A 20,367-nucleotide genomic window follows, 5' to 3' on the forward strand; every position below is an offset into this window, starting at 1 on the left:
GAAGCATGTGTGAAAACTGCTGGCTGACGTCGGCGGGACCGCCCGGCGTGCGACGATGGCGTTGTCTCGACGAGGGAGGTCCCGGCGTGCTCACCCCCGAGCAGTACCTCGGCGTGGTGGCCGAACGCGTCCAGCGCTCCGGCGGCCGGCTGAACTCCGTGCAGATCGGTCCCGCGACGGCCGTCGTCGGGCTGTTCACCGAGTCGGTGATGCTGACGACGATGAACTACTGCGTCGTCGCCGCGCCCGTCCCCGAGATCAGCGCCGCCGCGTTGTACGACTTCACCGCCCGCGCCACGCAGCACGCCCGGGCGAACATGATCGGCACCATGGGCTGGACCGCGGGATCCGTGGTGATCGCCGGGCTCGTCGGCCCGCGGGTTTACCCGGACGCCGCGCAGGCCGCGTCGGCGAAGACGAGCAACCAGTTCGGCGGCGAGACGCGGATGGTCGCGGTGGACCTCACCGCCGGGCAGACGTACGCGTTCACCGGCGGGAAGGTCTGGGGCGCCGCGATGCACGGCGCGATCCGGGCCAAGCTGACGTTCTGCTTCCCGCAGCCCGCCGAGGCGTACCAGCAGGTGCAGTGGCAGCAGGCGCAGCAACCCCCGCTCCCGCCGCAGCCGGCCCCGCAGCCGCCGCCGGGCTGGCAGCAGCAGCCGCCGATGGCCGCGCCGCCGGTGCCGCCCCCGCCGTACGCCGGCCCGGCCGGTCCGCAGCCGCCGGTCTACCCACCGCCGGGACACCCGCCGCAGCAGGGGCCGTACGGTTACTGACATGGTGGCGTTGCGCGGCTGGCCCTCGTTCCCCGAAGAACTTCCCGTGTTCACGCCGGAAACGGCGCCGCCGGCCCCGCAGTCGCTCTTCGTGGAGTGGCTGACCGAAGCCGGCGAACACGTGCTGGCGCCGCACGCCGTCACACTGTCCACAGTGGACGCCGATGGCGCGCCCGACGCGCGCGTGGTGATCCTCAAGGACGTCGGCCCCGCCGGCTGGGCGGTCGCCACCAGTTCGGAAAGCCCCAAAGGCCTGCAGCTGCGCAAGGACCCGCGTGCCGCGATGACGTTCTTCTGGCCCGGCCGCGGCCGCCAGGTCCGGCTGCGCGGCCCCGTCTCCCCCGCGGCGCCCGAGGTGTCCGCGGCGGACTTCCTCGCCCGGCCCCCGGCGTCCCGCGTCGAGGCGTTCATCGGGCACCAGTCGCAGGTGCTGCACGACCCGGCGGACCTCGCCTCGGCGGCCGCCGAGGCGGAGCGCTGGGTCGAGGAGAACCCGGACGCCGCCCCGGAAACCTGGACGCGGTACCTGGTCGACCCGGACGAGGTCGAGTTCTGGCAGGCCAGTCACGACCGGCGGCACGTGCGGCTGCGGTACCGGAAGACCGACGGCGGCTGGGTCCGCGAGCGCCTCTGGCCGTGACCCGCGGTGCGGCCGACCAGCGAAATCTCCGGCGGACGCCGGTGGGATAGGATCCCGGGCGTCCGCGCGGGGGTCCGCGTGGGGTGATCCGCAGCGGCCTGCCGAACCGGCCCGCTCATCCGCCTGCAGGTGCCTTCCGAAACACGTGCAGGTGTGTCCGAAAACGGGGAGTTCGACGATGACGTGGCTGGACGCGGTGCCGAGGGTGCTGCTGTGCGGGTTGCTGCTGATCTTGCCGGGGCTGCCGGTCACGTACCTGCTCGGCCTGCGCCGGCTGACGGCTGTCGCGCTCGCGCCGGTCGTCGTGGTGGCCGTGGTGGTCGTGGCGGCCATCGCCGGGTCGAAGCTCGGCATCGCGTGGTCACCGCTGTACGTGCTGCTCGTCTTCGCCGGGCTGGCCGCGGTGCTCGCCGCGGTCGTCGTTCCCCTGCGCAAGCGCTTGCCTTCGCCGGCGCCCGCGGACGGCTGGCCGGTCGTCGGGGCTTCGGTGGCCGGCCTCGCCGGCGCCGCGCTGCTGGGTGCGCTCGCGGTGCGGCTGTCGATCCGCGGTCCCGAAGAGCTGATCCAGACCGACGACTCGTCGTTCCACTACAACGCCATCGCGAACATCCTCAACACCGGCGACGCGTCCACGCTGATGATCGACACCCTCGGGGTGCCGGGCCGCGCCCACGGCTTCTACCCGGCCGCCTGGCACGACCTCTGCTCGCTGTTCCTCATGATCACCGGAAGCTCGGTGCCGGCGGCGGCGAACATCCTGTCGGTCACCATCGCCTTGGTCGTCTGGCCGCTGGGCTGCGTCCTGCTGATGCGCCAGCTCGCCGGGCCGTCGCGGCTGTACCTGGGGCTCACCGGCCTGCTCAGCGTCGCCTTCGGCGCGTTCCCCTGGGAAATGCTCGGCTGGGGCATCCTCTGGCCGAACCTGCTGGGCCTCTCGCTCATCCCGGCCGGGCTGGCCACGCTGCTGTCCGTGGCGAAGCTGGCCACCGAGGACGCCATCGGCGTCGGCCGGGCGTGGCTGCTCGCGCCGGTGTTCCTGGTGGCCGTCACCATCGCCCACCCGAACGCGGTGATCAGCCTGGCGGCCATCGCCGTGCCGATCGTGTTCCTCGGCTTCGGCAGGGCCGCGATCCGGCGGTACCGCGCCGGGCGGCGGGCGGGTGCCGCGCTGATGGCCGCGCCGATCGTGCTGGCCGCGCCCGTGTACTGGCTGGTCGTCGTCAAGTCCGGGCTGTTCGCGGTGACCATGAGCGCGGACTCGAAGCCGTTCGAGTCGCCGTCGCACGCGATCGGCGAGGTGCTGACCGGCGCGACGAACGGCCGGGGCGCGGGCTGGGTGCTGGCCGTGCTCGTGATCATCGGCGCCGTCTCGTGCTTCCGGCAGCGCTTCCGGCGCTGGCTGGTGGCCGGGCACGCCATCTCCGCCGGCCTCTACGTGCTGGCCGCGGGCGTGCCGGGCGCGGGCCGCCGGATGTTCACCGGGTTCTGGTACACCGACTCGCACCGGCTCGCCGCCATGCTGCCGATCACCGGCGTCCCGCTCGCGGTGATCGGCGTGATCGCCGTGGTCACGGCGATCCGGACGTGGCTTTCCTCGGCGAGCTTCCTCGAGCAGCGCCGGACGCTGGCCACGCGGGCGTCCGCCGTCGCGCTTCCCGTGGTGATCGTCCTGCTGCTGGTGTCGACCGGTGGGCTGAACGTCATCGACCACCGCAACCGGGTGCTGAGCGCCTACCCGAAGGTCGATCCGCTCGTCAGCCAGGAGGAGTACGACCTGTTCAAGCGGATCGGTCAGCGGACCGAGCCCGGCACGATCGTCGCCCAGATGCCGTACAACGGCAGCCCGGTGGTGATGGCGCTGACCCGCCGGCAGGTGCTGTTCCCGCAGCTCAACATCGGCAGGCTGACCCCGGACCAGATCTACCTGGCCCGCCACCTGAACCAGGCGGCGACCGACCCGCAGGTCTGCGGCATCGTCGACCGCCTCAACGTCCGCTACCTGCTGACCAACGACATCCCACGCGGCAACCTGTGGGACGGTTTGGCCTACCCCGACCCGGCGAAGGGCTTCCGCCAGATCGACCAGGGCGGCACGTTCAAGCTGTACCGCGTCACGGCCTGCGACAAATCGGCCGACTGAGAACTGTCGCCGTTCGGGGGTATGCCGCGCGCGGGCCGGTGTGGCCATGATGCATCCATGCGTTCGAAGATGCTGACCGCCGGGCTGGTCCTGGCGCTGACCGCCGCACTCGGGGGTGTGGCCGCGGCCGACGCGCGTCCTGGGGGACGACCGAAGCTGACGGACCCGCACCCGTGCCCGGGACAACCGGGTTTCACCTGCTCGACGTTGACCGTGCCGCTCGACCACACCGGTCGCGTGCGGGGCACGCTCGACCTGTCCGTCGCGACCGCCGACAACGTGACCGCGCCGAAGGGCGTACTGCTGTTCCTCACCGGCGGGCCCGGGCAGGGCGGCGTCGGCTCGATCACGCGGATCGCCACGCAACGGCTGCCGGAAGTCGCCAAGGACTACCGGTTCGTCATGCTCGACCAGCGCGGCACCGGGCCGTCGGGGGCTCTGCGGTGTCCGGGTCTGCAGGAGCAGATGGGCAGTTCGGACATCGCGACCCCCACCCGGGACGCGGTCACCGAGTGCGCGCGCATCCTCGGCGACACGGCACCGCTGTACTCGACGGACCAGACCGTCGCGGACTTCGACCAGCTCCGGCGCGCGCTGGGCGTGCCGAAGATGGTGGTCGACGGCGTCTCGTACGGCTCGTTCACGGCGGCGCGGTACGCGATCGCGCACCCGCACAACGTCAGCAAGGTCGTGCTCGATTCGGTGCTGCCGCACCACGCCACGGCGTCGGCGTCGCTGTACCTGACGGGGTTGACGGCCGAAGCCCGCGTGCTGCGCGCGGCGTGCGCGGTGGCACCGGCGTGCGGTTACGACCCGGCCGAGGACCTGGCGTGGGTGGTCCGCCACCGCAGCACGGCCGACGGCGTGAAGATCTTCGACACGATCGTCACGTACGAGTTCGTCGACCCGACGTACCGCAACCCGGAGGCGGGCGACATCATCGGCGCCCTGCACGCGGCCCGGCTGGGTGCGCCGGATCAACTGGACCAGCTGCTGAAGGGCTACGCGTCCGGCGGCGACGACCCGGCGGCGTTCAGCTCGGGTCTGCACGCGGCGACGCTGTGCGCGGACCAGCGTTTCCCGTGGGGTTCGTCGGCGACGCCGGTCGCGCTGCGGCAGCCGCTGTTGTCGTTGGCCGCGCGCGCCCTGCCGGCGTCGGCGACCTGGCCGTACACGACGGAAGTGGCGACACAGCAGGGTTTCATCCAGAGCTGCCTGCCGTGGCCGGCGGAACAGCCGGGGTCGAACCCCGCTGCGTCGCTGCCGGACGTGCCGGTGTTGCTGCTCAACGGCGACCGCGATCTGTCGACGCCGATGGAGTGGGCCTATGAAGAGGATCGCGTTGCCCCGCAGGGGAAGTTGGTGATTGTGCCGGGCGAGTCGCACTCGATCCAGAACCGCGAGCGCGGCCACGCCGGCCGCGACGCGGTGATCAGCTTCCTGCGGTAAGGCTCGCGAAAACGGCGTCCCGCACCTCGGCGTCGGTCGGTGTCCCTCGTCGCTGCTCGGCAGCGAGTTCGGCGAGGGACACCATCGTGACGTCGGCGAGGCCGCAGGCGGTGAAGTGGCGGAAGGCCGCCATGTCGGGGTCGACGTTGAGCGCGAAGCCGTGGCTGGTGACGCCCTTCCGGATCCGCATGCCGATGGAGGCGACCTTGCGGTGGTCCGGCGTCCAGACGCCGGCGAGACTGGACTGCCCTTTCGGCGTTTCCCTTCTGGTGGCGGGGAAACCGAGCTCCGCGAGGGCGTCGATCAGGCCGTGTTCGAGCCACCGCACGATGTCGACGGGCCCGCGGGCTTTGACGTCGACGACGAGGTAGCCGACGAGCTGCCCGGGCCCGTGGTAGGTGGCGAATCCGCCGCGATCGACCTGGACGGCGGGGAGATCGGCAGGGAGGTCCCCGGGTTTGGTGCGCGGTCCGTAGGTGACGATCGGCGGGTGACTGAGGAGGAAAAGCCGATCTTCGGCGAGGCCTTGCTGCCGTTCCTCAACCCAGCCACGCATGTCGGCGAGGGCTTCGTGATAGCCGACTTCGCCGAGGTCGACTCGCTTGATGGGCCATCCCATCAACCCAGGTTAGCCCGGGTTTGGGTGGAGCTGAGGAGAATCGAACCCGTGCTGACCGACTTGACCGAGCTTGAGCAACAGGTAGTCGACGCCGCCCGCCGCGGGGAATTCACCAAACCCGCCACTACGATGACGGTGGAAGAACTGGCGGCCACCGACGACCCCGAACTGCAGGTACGAGCCGACCTGCTCCGCGATCTGCTCCGCGGCCTGCACGGTGACCTCGACCCCCGCGGGATCCAGATAACGCGTGTGCGGGTTGTCGGACAGCTCGACCTCGATCACGTCACCGCCGTCACCGGTCTGTACTTGTACCGATGTGCGCTGCCGGACGGCATCACTTGCCGTCACGCGCGCCTTCGCTACCTGTACCTGAATAGCTGCCTGCTCACCCACCTGCGGGGCGACGGGTTCCGCACGGACAGCAACCTGTTGATGCGGGACGCCAAAATCACCGGCACCGAAGAACTCGCCACGATCCGGTTGCTCAACGCCCACATCGGCGGCTCACTCGACTTCGATCGTGCCACCATCGCCAGCACCACTCGCCCTGCACTGGACGCCGAAGGGCTTCGCACGGACAGCAGCCTGTTCATGCGGGACGCCACCATCACCGGCACCGGAGAAGAAGGCGCGATCCGGCTGATCGGCGCCCACATCGGCGGCTCACTCGATCTCAGTCGTGCCACCATCGCCAACCCCACTGGCCCCTCACTGGTCGCCGACCGCCTCCGCGCCGATCGCAGCCTGTTCATGCGGGACGCCACCATCACCGGCACTGGAGAGCTCGGCGCGATCCGGCTGCTCGGCGCTCATATCGACGGCCAAGCTGTGCTGCTGCTGTCCAGGCTGGACAACAGCTCAGGTCCGCTCTTGGCGCTGCAGGAGGCGCAGATCGCCGGGGCGTTCGTGTTCCCGCCGGCGGTGGTGTGCTCGGCCAGCAGGGAGGGGATGAGCCGCCGTGGCTGCCCTGACCGTGACCGCACCATCACAGCCCACGGATTGACCTACCCCATCCTGGGCGCAATCTCCTGGCGGCAATGGCTGCACCTGCTGGTCCACCACACCCCCAGCTACTGGCCTCAACCCTTCCAGCAGCTCGCCGCGACCGAGCGCGCCGCCGGCCACGACAACAACGCCCGTGAAGTGCTGATCACCCAGCAACACGACCTCCGCCGCCGCACCCCTCAGGCTCTGGGCAACGGACTCGCACGCGCGCGACATGCGCTCTGGGGCTGGCTCGGCCGCTACGGCTACCGCGCCCACCGCCTCGTCACCGCTCTCGCCGTCGTCCTCACCCTCGCCGCCGGACTCGGACTGCTCGCTGGGCACGTCGCCACCCACCCCGGCCACCACGCCGCCGAACGCGTCCCACCTGCCACCGCGAAACCCGACGCCCCCGGCACACCCTGCTCACCCGTCGAACTCGTCGGCCTCGGCATCGACCGCGGTCTCCCCCTCGGCGCGACAGGCATCCGCACCCGCTGCGACCTCGACACCGCCACCGGCTGGGGTCAAACCTTCACCGTCATCCTCTGGGCACTCCAAGCCCTCCTCTGGGGTCTCGCCACGCTCGCCATCGCCGCCTACACCGGCCTCGTCCGCAAACCCACCTGACAACCGCCGCCACGATCGCCGACGCGATGAACCGCGACATCGAGTCCGCACGCCTGCGTCCGCAGGGCAAACGCGCTCGCCGGCGGGGTGAGGACACGACGGGCACCACGGCCGCCTGATACGACAAAGCCCAGGTCAGCGGAATGCCGCTGACCTGGGCTTTGTCACATCCCTGGCGGTGTGGAGCTGAGGGGAATCGAACCCCTGACCCCCGCCTTGCAAAGGCGGTGCTCTACCAATTGAGCTACAGCCCCGGGCGCGGGCGGCGGACCGCCCGCGGAAACTCAGTTGTGGGACGCACCCGCCGGCTTGGCCGGCGTCGTGCCGTTGCTCGAGGGGACCGGCGCGGTCGCCTCACGCCACAGGTCGGCTTCGGCCTTGGCCGCCTTGTTGCGCTTCACGACGAACAGGACGCCGCCCGCGATGACCGCGAGTGCCAGCAGCTTCTTCACCGAAGCCCCCTTCTCAGCTTGCTTCCCTTACCCCGCGATGTTACTGCACCGCCGCCGGCCGGGTGTCGGGCACCGTGGTTCCACGTGGAACCACGATTGCGCAGGTAACGCACGTCACACCCAGCGGGAAATACCGGCCCCGGTCGTCCTGTTGTACCCACTGGTCGGTGTGCCCACCGTGTCCCCCGGGCCTCACCCATCGCCTTCGCGGAGTTCCGTCCGGCTGGAGCCACGAAGAGCCATTTCGCCGAGAGGCGACCGTGGCGCGCGCCGGCTGCGACCGCTCAGCCCTGCCGGTTCATTCTCTTCCCGGCAGGGCTGACCTGTATCCGGGATCTCAGGGTCAGGCGTCGAAAACGAAAAATCCCCGGTTCACTGAACCGGGGATTTCGGTGGGCCTACCAGGACTTGAACCTGGGACCTCTTCGTTATCAGCGAAGCGCTCTAACCGCCTGAGCTATAGGCCCTTGAACGAGGAGAACTTTACAGGACCCCCGAGGGGGCCCTGCAACCGGGTTACTCCCGTTCCGACAGGGTCACCTCGAGGCCGCCCGCGAGGTCGGCTGACACGTTGTAGATGAACGCGCTCACCGTGGCCAGGGCCGACACCAGGACGATGTTGATCGCCCCGAGGATGGCTGCGATGCCGAACACCCGGCCGGCGCTGATCAGCGGTTCTGCCGATGCGTTGGCGCCTTCGCCGCCGACCAGGGACGAGTACGTTCCGTTCAGCTTGTCCCAGACGCCCATGCCGTCGAGGACCGTGTACAGGACGCCGACCGCTACCAGCCAGACGAAGAACATCGCGACGCCGAGGACCAGCGACAGCTTCAGGACCGACCACGGGTCGAAGCGCTTGACCTGCAGGGAGGCTCGGCGTGGGCCCCGGCCCGGGCGCCGTAGGGCGCTCGGGCGGGCGCGCTGCGTGGATGCCGCGGGGACGGCTGCCGCCGACGGGTCGGCGGCTGACGGGGAGTCGCCGCCGCCGAAGAGGCGGGGGGCGGCGGTTCCCGTCACCACCGTGCGCTGGTCCGGGGAGACCGGCTGGGTTTCCCCGGCCGGGGCCTCGTCCGTGGCCAGGCCGACCGTCGCTTCGGCGTCGCCTTCCTTGCCGACCCGCTGCCACGGTGGGCTCGCCGGGGTTCCGTTCGAGCCCGCTGCCTCGGGGTTCTCGGATGGTGTCACGAAGAGTCAGTCCTTACCCGTGCCGTGGGGCGCTGTCCGTAGTTGAACTTACTGCTCCGACGGCGCCGTCGTCTCTTCACCCGTTTCGGGTGCTTCCGGCGCGTCACCATTGGCGACGTCCGAGGGCTCGTCCGCGTTGCGTGCGACGGCGAGAAGAGTGGTTCCTTCGCCGAGATTCATCAGCCGGACCCCCTTCGTCTGCCGTCCCGCCTTGCGCACGTCGCGCGCCGGCGTGCGGATCACGCCGCCGCTCGAGGTGATCGCGTAGAGCTCGTCCTCGGCGTCGACGATGAGCGCACCCACCAGCCTGCCACGTTTGCGGTCGTGCTGAATGGTGAGCACGCCCTTGCCGCCGCGGCCCTGGACCGGGTAGTCCTCGATCGGGGTGCGCTTCGAGTAGCCGCCGTCGGTCGCGACCAGCAGGAACTTGTCCGGCTTGACCACGCTGACGCCGAGCAGCTCGTCGCCGTCGTTGAACCGCATGCCGAGGACGCCGGAGGTGGGACGGCCCATCGGCCGCAGCGCCTCGTCCGTCGCGTGGAAGCGGATCGACTGGCCTTCCGCGGACACCAGCAGCAGGTCGTCCTCCGCCGCCGCCAGGACCGCGCCGACCAGCTCGTCGCCCTCGCGCAGGTTGATGGCGATGAGGCCGCCGGAGCGGTTCGAGTCGAAGTCGGTGAGCTTGGTCTTCTTCACCAGGCCGCGCTTGGTGGCGAGCACCAGGTACGGCGCGACCTCGTAGTTCTTGATCTCGATGACCTGGGCGATCTGCTCGTCCGGCTGGAACGCCATGAGGTTCGCCACGTGCTGGCCGCGCGCGTTGCGGTTGGCCTCGGGCAGCTCGTACGCCTTGGTCCGGTAGACGCGACCCTTGTTCGTGAAGAACAGGATCCAGTCGTGCGTCGAGCAGACGAAGAAGTGCTGGACGATGTCGTCCTGCTTCAGCGTCGCGCCCTGCACGCCCTTGCCGCCGCGCTTCTGCGAGCGGTACAGGTCGGTCTTCGTGCGCTTGGCGTAGCCCGTGCGGGTGATCGTGACGACGACGTCCTCGACGGCGATGAGCTCCTCGTCGGTGACGTCGCCGCTGAAGCCGATGATCTTCGTGCGGCGGTCGTCGCCGTACTTGTCGACGATCGCCATCAGCTCGTCGCGGATCAGCGCGCGCTGCCGCTCCGGCTTGTCGAGGATGTCCTTCAGGTCGGCGATCTCGAGCTCGATCTCGGCCAGCTGGTCGATGATCCGCTGCCGCTCCAGGGCGGCGAGGCGGCGCAGCTGCATGTCCAGGATCGCGGTCGCCTGGATCTCGTCGACGTCCAGCAGCTCCATCAGGGCCGGCCGGGCCTCGTCCGCGGACGGCGACCGCCGGATGAGGGCGATGACCTCGTCGAGCATGTCGAGCGCCTTGACGTACCCACGCAGGATGTGGGCCCGCTCTTCGGCCTTCTTCAGGCGGAACTTGGTCCGCCGGACGATGACCTCGACCTGGTGCTTCACGTAGTGGCGGATGATCTGGTCAAGCCGCAGCGTGCGCGGCACGCCGTCGACCAGCGCCAGCATGTTGACGCCGAAGTTCTGCTGCAACTGGGTGTGCTTGAACAGGTTGTTCAGCACGACCTTCGCGACCGCGTCCCGCTTGATCGTGACGACGATCCGCATGCCGGAGCGGCTGTTGGACTCGTCGGCGATGTCGGAGATGCCGGTGAGCTTGCCGTCGCGGACCAGGTTCGCGATGTTCTCGACCAGGTTGTCCGGGTTGACCTGGTACGGCAGCTCGGACACGACCAGGATCGTGCGGCCCTTCGCGTCCTCTTCGACCTCGACGACCGCGCGCATCCGGACCGAGCCGCGGCCGGTGCGGTAGGCGTCCTCGATGCCGGACGTGCCGAGGATCATCGCCTTGGTCGGGAAGTCCGGGCCCTTGATCCGCACCAGCAGCGCGGCCAGCAGCTCGTCGTCGGTCGCCTCGGGGTTCTCCAGCGCCCAGACGACGCCCTCGGAGACCTCGCGCAGGTTGTGCGGCGGGATGTTCGTCGCCATCCCGACCGCGATCCCGGAACCACCGTTGACCAGCAGGTTCGGGAACCGCGACGGCAGGACGTCAGGCTCCTGCGTCCGGCCGTCGTAGTTGTCGGAGAAGTCGACGGTGTCTTCTTCGATGTCGGCCAGCATCTGCATGGCCAGCGGCGCGAGCCGGGACTCCGTGTACCGCATGGCGGCCGCGGGGTCGTTGCCCGGCGAGCCGAAGTTGCCCTGCCCGTCGATCAGCGGGTACCGCATCGACCACGGCTGCGCGAGCCGCACCAGCGCGTCGTAGATCGCCGAGTCGCCGTGCGGGTGGTAGTTGCCCATGACGTCGCCGACGACGCGCGAGCACTTGTTGTACCCGCGGTCCGGCCGGAAGCCGGAGTCGAACATCGAGTACAGGACCCGCCGGTGCACCGGCTTGAGCCCGTCCCGGACGTCCGGCAGCGCGCGCGACACGATGACGCTCATCGCGTAGTCGATGTAGGAGCGCTGCATCTCCTGCTGGATGTCGACCGGCTCGATCCGGTCGTGGTCCGGAGCCGGCGGCAGAGTTTCCGTCATGAGGTCCTTCTCGGGTGCGGGGTCCTAGCGGGACGAAGAACGGGGACGCCTACACGTCCAGGAAGCGCACGTCCTTGGCGTTGCGCGTGATGAACGAGCGGCGGGCCTCGACGTCCTCGCCCATCAGGACCGAGAACAGCTCGTCGGCCTGGGCGGCGTCGTCGAGGGTGACCTGGCCCAGCAGCCGGTTGGCCGGGTCCATCGTGGTCTCCCACAGCTCTTCGGCGTTCATCTCGCCGAGACCCTTGTAGCGCTGGATCGCGTCGTCCTTCGGGAGCTTCTTGCCGGCCTCGACACCCGCCTGGATGACGGCGTCGCGCTCGCGGTCGGAGTACGCGTACTCCGGCTCGGACCGCGGCCACTTGATCTTGTACAGCGGCGGCCGCGACAGGAAGACGTGGCCGTGCTCGATCAGCGGCGTCATGAACCGGAACAGCAGGGTGAGCAGCAGCGTGGTGATGTGCTGGCCGTCGACGTCGGCGTCGGCCATCAGCACGATCTTGTGGTACCGCAGCTTCTCGAGGTCGAACTCGTCGTGGATGCCGGTGCCGAGCGCGGTGATCAGCGACTGGACCTCGGTGTTCTTGAGGACGCGGTCGATGCGGGCCTTCTCGACGTTGATGATCTTGCCGCGGATCGGCAGGATCGCCTGGTACATCGAGTCCCGGCCCTCCTTGGCCGAGCCGCCGGCCGAGTCACCCTCGACGATGTAGAGCTCGCACTCCTCCGGCTTGGTGGAGCGGCAGTCCTTGAGCTTGCCGGGCAGGCCGCCGATGTCGAGCGCACCCTTGCGGCGGACCAGGTCACGCGCCTTGCGCGCGGCCATCCGGGCCTGCGCCGAGGAGATCGACTTGTTGATGATCGTCTTCGCCTCGGTGGGGTTGCGCTCGAACCAGTCCGCCAGCCACTCGTTCGACGTCTGCTGCACGAACGTCTTGGCCTCGCTGTTGCCCAGCTTGGTCTTGGTCTGGCCCTCGAACTGCGGCTCGGACAGCTTGATCGAGACGATCGCGGCGAGACCCTCGCGCACGTCGTCACCGGTCAGGTTGGTGTCCTTCTCCTTGAGCAGCTTCTTGTCGCGCGCGTACGTGTTGACGACGCGGGTCAGCGCGGCGCGGAAGCCCTCTTCGTGGGTGCCGCCCTCGTGGGTGTTGATCGTGTTGGCGAACGTGTAGACCGACGGCGTGAAGCCGTTGTTCCACTGCATCGCGACCTCGACCTCGAGGCCGGTGCCCTTCGCCTCGAAGGAGATCACGCTGGAGTGGATCGGGTCCTTGCTGCCGTTGATGTGCTTGACGAAGTCCTCGAGCCCACCCGGGTAGCAGTAGGTCTTCTCCTTGATCCGCGCGACCTTGCCCTCGGCGTCCGCCTCGGTCTCCTCGTCGGCGACGCGCTCGTCGCGCAGCGACAGCGTCAGTCCCTTGTTGAGGAACGCCATCTCCTGGAGCCGGCGCGAGATGTTCTCGAAGTTGTAGGTCGTGGTCTCGAAGATGCCCGAGTCGGCCCAGAAGGTGATCGTGGTGCCGGTCTCCGAGGCGGGCCCGAGGTCCTCGAGCGGACCGGGGATCTGGTTCGTGTACTCCTGGCGCCAGCTGCGGCCGCCGTACTTGACCTCGGCGAGCAGCTTCGTCGACAGCGCGTTCACCACGGAGACGCCGACGCCGTGCAGGCCGCCGGACACCGCGTAGGAGTCGCTGTCGAACTTGCCGCCCGCGTGGAGCACGGTGAGCACGACCTCGAGGGTCGGCTTCTTCTCCTTGGGGTGCATGTCGACCGGGATGCCACGGCCGTCGTCGACGACTCGCACCCCGCCGTCGGCGAGGAGGGTAACCTCGACCTTGGTGGCGTGCCCGGCCATCGCCTCGTCGACCGAGTTGTCGACGACCTCCTGGACAAGGTGGTGCAGCCCGCGTTCACCGGTGGAACCGATGTACATGCCGGGGCGCTTGCGGACCGCTTCGAGGCCTTCGAGCACCGTGATCGACGACGCGTTGTACTCGCTCTTGTTCTCGGTCACAGGCCTTGTTTCTCCTCGTCTCGCCCGAGCGGACGTTCGCTCCCTCCCAGTGTACTTGGCCGCGTCTGCTGGCATGCGGCAAGGACACCCCTGAGCGCGTCGCAGACGGACGAAATCGGTCCGAGCCGAGTCTTGACGTATTTCGGGAGGTCTGAATGCGTTCTCGGGGCATTCAACCGAGCAACGCGCAACCCGGGTCAGCCGTACGTGTCACGGGGGCCGCGGCCCGGCACGTGCCGGGGCCCTTTCCGCCAGCTCGGGGCCGTCGGACCCTGGATCCGCATCCGCTTGACGACGCCGTTGCCGACGCCCGCCGCGATCTTGGCCAGCAGTTTTCCCTGCAGGAGGCGCAGCTGGGTGGCCCACGCCGTCGAGCTGGCGCGGACCGTGAGCTCGCCGTCCTTGAGGGCCACCGGCTGCGCGTGTTCGGCGACGTCTTCGCCGACCAGCCGCCCCCACTGCGCGAAGACCCGGGCGCTCGAGACGCTGTCGTGCCAGCCGCGGTCACTGACCAGCCGGGAGACGAGCCGGCCGAGCGGCTGGGGGTCGCGGGGGTCCGCACCCGGCCCCGACCAGCGGCGGCGCCGGGGGTTCTGCCCCCCGCCACCGGCGACCCGGCGGCGGTACCCGGGCGGCGTGCCCCGCTCCTTCGCCTTGGCCTTCGCGGCCTCCAGCGCGGCGTGCGCGAGGTCGCGTCCCGTCTGCGGGGTCCCGTTCGGACCAGTGGATTCGTCACTTTGCGTGCGCGCGGCCGCGTCCCCGGCTGGGTTACCCCCCGTGCGAGGGGCGTCAAGCGTCCGTTTCGGCGTTTTGGTCACGCCGGGCGATAACTCGGGCACGGGTTTATCCACACTGTCCACAGGTTTGTCCCCAGATCGGTGGGTAACTGCTGTGTCGGCGATCACACGGGGTGCTCGATTCGATCTTGCCGCCCCCGGTCCGCCCTGCTCAGCCACGCGTGATCTCACCATCCGCCACCACGAACCGGTGCCCGGCCAGCTCACCGGGCACGTCTTCGTCGACCGCGGCGGTCACCAGCACCTGTTCGGCGCTCGCGGCCACCTCGGCCAGCCGGGCCCGGCGCTTGCGGTCCAGCTCGGCGAACACGTCGTCGAGCAGCAGCACCGGCTCGCCGGCCTCCCCGCGCAGCAGCTCGTAGCTGCCGAGCCGGAGGGCGAGCGCGAACGACCACGACTCCCCGTGACTCGCGTACCCCTTGGCCGGCGCTTCGCCCAGGATCAGCTCCAGCTCGTCCCGGTGCGGGCCGACCAGGCTGATCCCGCGCTCGAGCTCGGCCTTGCGAGCCTCTCCGAGCGCCTTCAGTAAGACGTCCTTGAGGACAGCGGGTTGCGCCCGCTCGCCGTCCGGTACGCCGTACGTTTCCGGCATGGCCGCACCCAGCGACGACCGGTAGGAGATCTTCGCCGGGCGAGAGTCCGGCGCCACCCCCATGTACGCCGAAGCCGCGTACGGCGCGAGGTCCGCGACGAGGTTCAGGCGCGCGGCCAGCAGCTCCGCGCCCGCCACCGCGAGGTGGTCGTCCCAGACTTCGAGCGTCGAAAGCGCGTACGGGTCTTCACGGCCGGTGCGTCGCTTGCCCGCCGTCTTCAACAGGGCGTTGCGCTGCTTCAGCACCTTCTCGTAGTCGGCCCGGACCCCGGCGTACCGGGGCGCGCGCAGCACGAGCAGTTCGTCGAGGAACCGGCGTCGCTCGCCAGGGTCACCCCGCACGAGCGCCAGGTCCTCCGGGGAGAACAGCACCGTGCGCAGGATCCCGAGCACGTCCCGCGGCCGGCCGACCGCGCCGCGGTTCACCCGGGCGCGGTTCGCTCGACCCGCGGTGATCTCGAGTTCGACCGTCAGTTCGCGGTCGTCGTTGACCACCGCGACCCGGACGAGCGCGCGCTCGCACCCGTGCCGGATGAGCGGCGCGTCCGTCGCGACGCGGTGCGAACCGAGCGTCGCGACGTACCCGATCGCCTCCAGCAGGTTGGTCTTGCCGCGACCGTTCTGGCCGACCAGCACGGTCGGCCCCGGTTCGAGGGCGAGATCGGCCTGTGGCCAGGAGCGGAAGTCGGTGACCTGCAGGTGCCGCAGATACACCAGGTGCTCCTTACCCGCCGGCCTTCTTCACGGCGTGCCCGCCGAACTGGTTGCGCAACGCGGCGACCGCGCGCATCGCGGCCGAGTGCTCCTGCCGCGAGGCGAACCGCGCGAACAGCGCGGCCGAGATGACCGGCGCCGGCACCGCGTTGTTGATCGCCTCTTCCAGCGTCCAACGGCCTTCGCCGGAGTCCTCGACGTAGCCTTCGAGGTCGTCCAGCTCCGGGTCCTCGTCGAGCGCGCGCACGAGCAGGTCGAGCAGCCAGGACCGGACGACGGTGCCGCGCTGCCAGCCCTTGATCACCGCGGGCACGTCCTTGACGACCTTGGCCGCTTCGAGGAGTTCGAAGCCCTCCGCGAACGCCTGCATCATGCCGTACTCGATGCCGTTGTGGATCATCTTCGCGTAGTGGCCCGCGCCGACGTCGCCCGCGTGCGAGAAACCCTCCTCGCGCGGGCCGTCCGGGCGCAGCGCGTCGAAGATCGGCATCGCGCGCTCGACGTCGGCGGCCGCGCCGCCGACCATCAGGCCGTAGCCGTTCTCCTTGCCCCACACGCCACCGGACACGCCGCAGTCCAGGTACCCGATGTTCTTCGCCGCGAGCAGATCCGCGTTCAGCTTGTCGTCGGTGTACTTGGAGTTGCCACCGTCGATCACCATGTCGCCCTCGGCGAGCAGGTTGCCCAGCTCGGTGACGGTCTGGCGGGTCGGCTCGCCGGCCGGGACCATGATCCACACGATCCGCGGCGCGTCCAGTTTGGACACCAGGTCTTCGAGCGAGGTCGTGTCGGTGACGTCCGGGTTGCGGTCGTAGCCGACCACTTCGTGACCGGCCGCGCGCAGCCGCTCACGCATGTTGAAGCCCATCTTGCCCAGGCCGATCAGACCGAGCTGAACCATGAGATCCCCTTACGTGCTAACGAAAGTTGCGGGTCAGCCCGGAAGGCGGACCGGCATCAGGAGGTAGAGGTAGCCGGGGACGACGTTGCCCTCGGGGTCGGCGGGCTTGATCAGCGCCGGCCGGTTCGGCGTGGTGAACGTCAGCTCCGCCCGGTCGCTGTGGAGCGCGCCGAGGCCGTCGACGAGATAACCCGGGTTGAACGCGATGGTCACCGGCTCACCTTCGTACTCGACCTGAAGCTCCTCTTCGGCGCTTCCCTCGTCGTCGCCGCCCGCGGACAACCGCAGCGTGTTGTCCCCGAACTCCAGTCGTACCTGAGTCCCCCGCTCCGCCACCAGCGAAACGCGCTTGATGGACTCGGTGAGAGCGGACACGTCGATGACCGCGCGTGAGGTGTGCGACGCGGGCAGCAACTGGCGGTACGGCGGGAACTCGGCGTCGAGCAGCCGGGTCGTCGTGTAGCGCCCGGAACCGGACAGGCCGAGCAGGCCTTCGCCGCTGGCGAGGGCGAGGCGGATCGTGGCGCCGCTCGCGCCGAGGGTCTTGGCCGCCTCCGCGAGGGTGCGGGCCGGGACGAGCACCGCGGCGTCGGCGAGGCCCTCGGCCGGCTGCCAGGTGAACTCGCGCATGGCGAGCCGGAACCGGTCCGTCGCGACGAGGGTCAGCGAGCTGCCGGAGATCTCGAGCCGCATGCCGGTGAGCATCGGCAGCGTGTCGTCCTTGCCCGCGGCGACGACGACCTGGGTGACGGCCTGGCCGAACGCGTCGCCGGCGAGCTCGCCGGCGAAGGCGGGCTGGGACGGCAGCTGCGGGTAGTCCTCGACCGGCATGGTCGGCAGGGAGAAGCGCGCGCTGCCGCAGGTGATGGTGGCGCGCGAGCCGTCGACGGAGATCTCGACCGGCTGCGCGGGGAGCGCCTTGGTGATGTCGGCGAGGAGCCTGCCGGACACCAGCAGGCGGCCGCCGTCGGCGATCGTCGCCGGAACGCCGACCGTGGCCGAAACCTCGTAGTCGAAGCCCGAAACCGTCAGCGCGTCGGTGTCGCCGTCCGAACCGGCGTCGAGGAGGACACCGCCCAGTACCGGCACCGGAGGCCGGGAGGGGAGGCTTCTGGCCACCCACGCGACGGCGTCGGCGAGCCCGTCACGCTCGACGCGGATCTTCATGCGCGCATCCTTTCGACGACCGAGCCGGGGTCGGCTCGGGCCAGGCCTCGTTCTGGCTGGGCAGTGACCGGCTGCCTCGTCCGGCCGGTCCGCCCTCCGCGTTGAGCGGCCGGAGCACGGACCAGGTGCAGGCGTCCACGTTAGGCCGTCGCGGGGGCCGCCGTCACCTCGGCCTCCCCTTGACTTTGTCGACTTGACGACACGATCTCGCGACTGTCCCCAACTTCGTCCTCCGCCTGTTTTTATCTTTTTCTCTCTTAGAAGAGATCTAAAGGCAGTAGCAGTAATAGGCGTTGTGGATTGTGTGGATTGAGGTCGTTCGCGCAGGTCGGAGGGCTTGCGGGCGTGTGGAGAACCGTGGTGGCAGACCTGGGGACAACTCGGGCCGTCCGTGGATGGTTTCGGGCGACCCCCGATCCGTCCACAGCTGTCCCCAGTTGTCCCCACGGTTGTCCCCAGGTGTGCGGCGATCTGTACCCAGGCTCTGGGGGTGCTCGGGGCGGTCCGAATCGCCCTACCGAGTGATCGGGCCGCCCTGTGCACACAATGTGGGCAACCTGTGGAATCAGCGTGGACAAGGGTGTGGATTCCCTGTGGATCACCTGTGGGCGAGGTGTGGACGGATTTCGCGTCGTCGCAGGTGACAGATCCGTTGGCACTGTGGGCAAACTGCCCACACGGTGGGGAAACTTCCTTGTGTACAAACAATTTTCGCGACTTTGCGAAGCGGGCGTACGCGTGCTTCGCGGCTTCGCCGGCGTACGCGCGCTTCACCGTCTTACGAGGACACACAGAAACGGCTTCGGGGCGTCCATCCGATGTGGACGCCCCGAAGCCGTTGTGTGGTAAGGGAGAACTGCTACTGGCGAGCGCGCTGCTTTATGCGCGACGTCAGCTCCTGCACCTGGTCGTAGATCCGCCGGCGCTCGGCCATCTCCTTGCGGATCTTCTTGTCCGCGTGCATGACGGTCGTGTGGTCGCGGCCGCCGAACGTCTGCCCGATCTTCGGCAGCGACATGTCGGTCAGCTCGCGGCAGAGGTACATCGCGATCTGGCGGGCCGTGGCGAGCGCCTTCGTCTTGCCGGGGCCGCACAGGTCGTCGAGCGTGACGTCGAAGAACTCGGACGTGACACCCATGATGGTCGGCGCGGTGATCTCCGGCGCGTGCGAGTCCGGGATCAGGTCGCGGAGCACGATTTCGGCGAGCGCGCTGTCGACCGGCTGCTGGTTCAGCGACGCGAACGCCGTGACGCGGATCAGCGCGCCCTCGAGCTCCCGGATGTTCGCCTCGACGCGCGAGGCGATGAACTCCAGGACCTCACCCGGGACCGCCAGCCTGTCCTGCGCCGCCTTCTTGCGGAGGATCGCGATGCGCGTCTCGAGCTCGGGCGGCTGGATGTCGGTGATCAGGCCCCACTCGAACCGCGTCCGCAGCCGGTCTTCCAGCGTCTCGAGGCGCTTCGGCGGCCGGTCGGAGCTGACGACGATCTGCTTGTTCGCGTTGTGGAGGGTGTTGAAGGTGTGGAAGAACTCCTCCTGCGTACCTTCTTTGCCTTCCAGGAACTGGATGTCGTCGACGAGCAGGATGTCGATGTCGCGGTAGCGCCGCTGGAAGGCGACCTTGCGGTCGTCGCGCAGGGAGTTGATGAAGTCGTTCGTGAACTCTTCGGTCGAGACGTACCGCACGCGCATGCCGGGGAAGAGGCGTTGCGCGTAGTGCCCGACCGCGTGCAGCAGGTGCGTCTTGCCGAGCCCGGACTCACCCCAGATGAAGAGGGGGTTGTAGGCGCGGGCGGGGGCTTCGGCGACGGCGACCGCGGCCGCGTGCGCGAAGCGGTTGGACGCGCCGATGACGAACGTGTCGAAGGTGTACTTCTCGTTCAGCTTCGTCTTCGACGTCTGGGGCTGCGCGGGCGCGGTGTACGGCTGGCCGGCGATCGGCTGGCCGGAGAACGTCGGCCAGATCTCGTGGACGGCGGCGAGCGCCTCGCCCTCTTCGTCCACCTCTTCGTCGGTGTCGTCGCCGTCGTCCTGCTTGGCCGCGACGGCCTGGTGCTGCGGCAGGGGCGGAGCGGGCTCGGGACGCGGCGGCGGCATCATCGGCGCGCCGTTGGCGGGCAGCGGCGGCGCGGCTTCGGAACTCGCGCCGTTTTCCACTCGGCCGGGTGACGGCGCGTAGCGGGGTGCGGGGGCCGGGGCGAGCGTCTCGGCGCTGTCGACCTTCACCGCGAGCGAGATGGCGCGGCCGAGCCGCCGGGAAAGCGCGTCGGTGATCGCGCCGCGGAGACCGCGTTCGATCGCTTCCTTCGCGAAGTCGCTGGGGGCCGCCAGGAGGGCGGTGCCGTCGAGCAGGCCGATCGGGCGGGTCACGCGCATCCAGGCGCGCTGCTGGGGGGACAGGGTCCCGTCGGACAGTTCGCGTACCACCTGTTCCCAGATGACGCCCAGATTGTGCTGGTGCTCCGACACCTGTCTGGCTCCCCTCCCCTCGTCGGCGTGGACGGCCGAACGCCCCTGGTCACACGGTCCGGCGCCGGTGGCGGACCGGCGTGCGCATCGGCACAGCGAATATCCACATAGTTGTCCACAGCTGTGCACTAATGTACGGCGACCCGCGGCGACGCCACCTGCGGGCTCGTCGTACGCCGGTGGGCACTCCACCACCCGGATACTCGTGCACCTCGACCGGTGACCCGAGAGAGGCACGCTAACAA

At 69.6% G+C, this 20,367-nt stretch carries 15 protein-coding genes and 2 tRNA genes; 5 read left to right on the forward strand and 12 right to left on the reverse strand.

The window, feature by feature from the left end; genetic code table 11:
- Nucleotides 1-86: 86 nt before the first annotated feature.
- The 4 genes from ACH54P_RS29295 (at nt 87) to ACH54P_RS29310 (ending at nt 5,005) form a co-directional block, all read left to right on the forward strand.
- On the forward strand, nt 87-776 hold the full coding sequence (locus ACH54P_RS29295; protein ID WP_489906562.1) for a hypothetical protein: 690 nt from the start codon (nt 87-89) through the stop codon (nt 774-776).
- A gap of 1 nt (nt 777) precedes the next feature.
- On the forward strand, nt 778-1,416 hold the full coding sequence (locus ACH54P_RS29300) for a pyridoxine/pyridoxamine 5'-phosphate oxidase (RefSeq protein ID WP_489906563.1): 639 nt from the start codon (nt 778-780) through the stop codon (nt 1,414-1,416).
- A 178-nt stretch (nt 1,417-1,594) separates the two neighbouring features.
- Nucleotides 1,595-3,556, forward strand: a complete 1,962-nt coding sequence (locus ACH54P_RS29305; RefSeq protein ID WP_489906564.1) for a DUF6541 family protein — start codon at nt 1,595-1,597, stop codon at nt 3,554-3,556.
- A 57-nt stretch (nt 3,557-3,613) separates the two neighbouring features.
- A complete protein-coding gene (locus tag ACH54P_RS29310; protein ID WP_489906565.1) occupies nt 3,614-5,005 on the forward strand; it encodes an alpha/beta fold hydrolase in 1,392 nt (463 codons plus the stop codon).
- Here the strand turns inward: ACH54P_RS29310 and lipB are convergent.
- The gene (lipB, locus tag ACH54P_RS29315; RefSeq protein WP_489906566.1) at nt 4,989-5,624 is read right to left on the reverse strand and encodes a lipoyl(octanoyl) transferase LipB; all 636 of its coding nucleotides are present in this window, start codon (nt 5,622-5,624) and stop codon (nt 4,989-4,991) included. The two genes, ACH54P_RS29310 and lipB, sit on opposite strands and share 17 nt — an antisense overlap.
- 48 nt (nt 5,625-5,672) lie before the next feature.
- Between lipB and ACH54P_RS29320 the strand changes: the two genes are divergently transcribed.
- On the forward strand, nt 5,673-7,241 hold the full coding sequence (locus tag ACH54P_RS29320; RefSeq protein WP_489906567.1) for a hypothetical protein: 1,569 nt from the start codon (nt 5,673-5,675) through the stop codon (nt 7,239-7,241).
- 181 nt (nt 7,242-7,422) lie between these two features.
- Here the strand turns inward: ACH54P_RS29320 and ACH54P_RS29325 are convergent.
- From ACH54P_RS29325 to dnaA, 11 genes are all read right to left on the reverse strand, one after another.
- Nucleotides 7,423-7,495: transfer RNA gene (locus tag ACH54P_RS29325), tRNA-Ala, on the reverse strand.
- Nucleotides 7,496-7,525: 30 nt separating this feature from the next.
- Complete coding sequence (locus ACH54P_RS29330) at nt 7,526-7,693, reverse strand: DLW-39 family protein (protein WP_020642567.1); 168 nt, start codon at nt 7,691-7,693, stop codon at nt 7,526-7,528.
- Nucleotides 7,694-8,086: 393 nt separating this feature from the next.
- Nucleotides 8,087-8,160 (reverse strand) — tRNA-Ile (locus ACH54P_RS29335).
- 49 nt (nt 8,161-8,209) lie between these two features.
- Entirely contained in the window at nt 8,210-8,878 is a 669-nt protein-coding gene (locus tag ACH54P_RS29340; RefSeq protein ID WP_489906568.1) for a DUF3566 domain-containing protein, read from the reverse strand.
- 48 nt (nt 8,879-8,926) lie between these two features.
- Nucleotides 8,927-11,464, reverse strand: a complete 2,538-nt coding sequence (gene gyrA, locus ACH54P_RS29345; RefSeq protein ID WP_489906569.1) for a DNA gyrase subunit A — start codon at nt 11,462-11,464, stop codon at nt 8,927-8,929.
- A 49-nt stretch (nt 11,465-11,513) separates the two neighbouring features.
- Nucleotides 11,514-13,481, reverse strand: coding sequence for a DNA topoisomerase (ATP-hydrolyzing) subunit B (gene gyrB / locus ACH54P_RS29350; protein ID WP_489906570.1), 1,968 nt, complete (start codon nt 13,479-13,481; stop codon nt 11,514-11,516).
- Between the two features lie 197 nt (nt 13,482-13,678).
- Complete coding sequence (locus ACH54P_RS29355) at nt 13,679-14,155, reverse strand: DciA family protein (protein WP_489916690.1); 477 nt, start codon at nt 14,153-14,155, stop codon at nt 13,679-13,681.
- Nucleotides 14,156-14,429: 274 nt separating this feature from the next.
- Nucleotides 14,430-15,584, reverse strand: coding sequence for a DNA replication/repair protein RecF (gene recF, locus ACH54P_RS29360; RefSeq protein ID WP_489906571.1), 1,155 nt, complete (start codon nt 15,582-15,584; stop codon nt 14,430-14,432).
- A 10-nt stretch (nt 15,585-15,594) separates the two neighbouring features.
- Nucleotides 15,595-16,485, reverse strand: a complete 891-nt coding sequence (gene gnd / locus ACH54P_RS29365) for a phosphogluconate dehydrogenase (NAD(+)-dependent, decarboxylating) (protein WP_489906572.1) — start codon at nt 16,483-16,485, stop codon at nt 15,595-15,597.
- 33 nt (nt 16,486-16,518) lie between these two features.
- Nucleotides 16,519-17,652, reverse strand: a complete 1,134-nt coding sequence (gene dnaN / locus ACH54P_RS29370) for a DNA polymerase III subunit beta (protein ID WP_093945781.1) — start codon at nt 17,650-17,652, stop codon at nt 16,519-16,521.
- Between the two features lie 859 nt (nt 17,653-18,511).
- Entirely contained in the window at nt 18,512-20,122 is a 1,611-nt protein-coding gene (gene dnaA, locus ACH54P_RS29375) for a chromosomal replication initiator protein DnaA (protein WP_489906573.1), read from the reverse strand.
- Nucleotides 20,123-20,367: the final 245 nt, after the last annotated feature.

The sequence above is a fragment of the Amycolatopsis sp. N2S4-7 genome, from assembly GCF_058119595.1.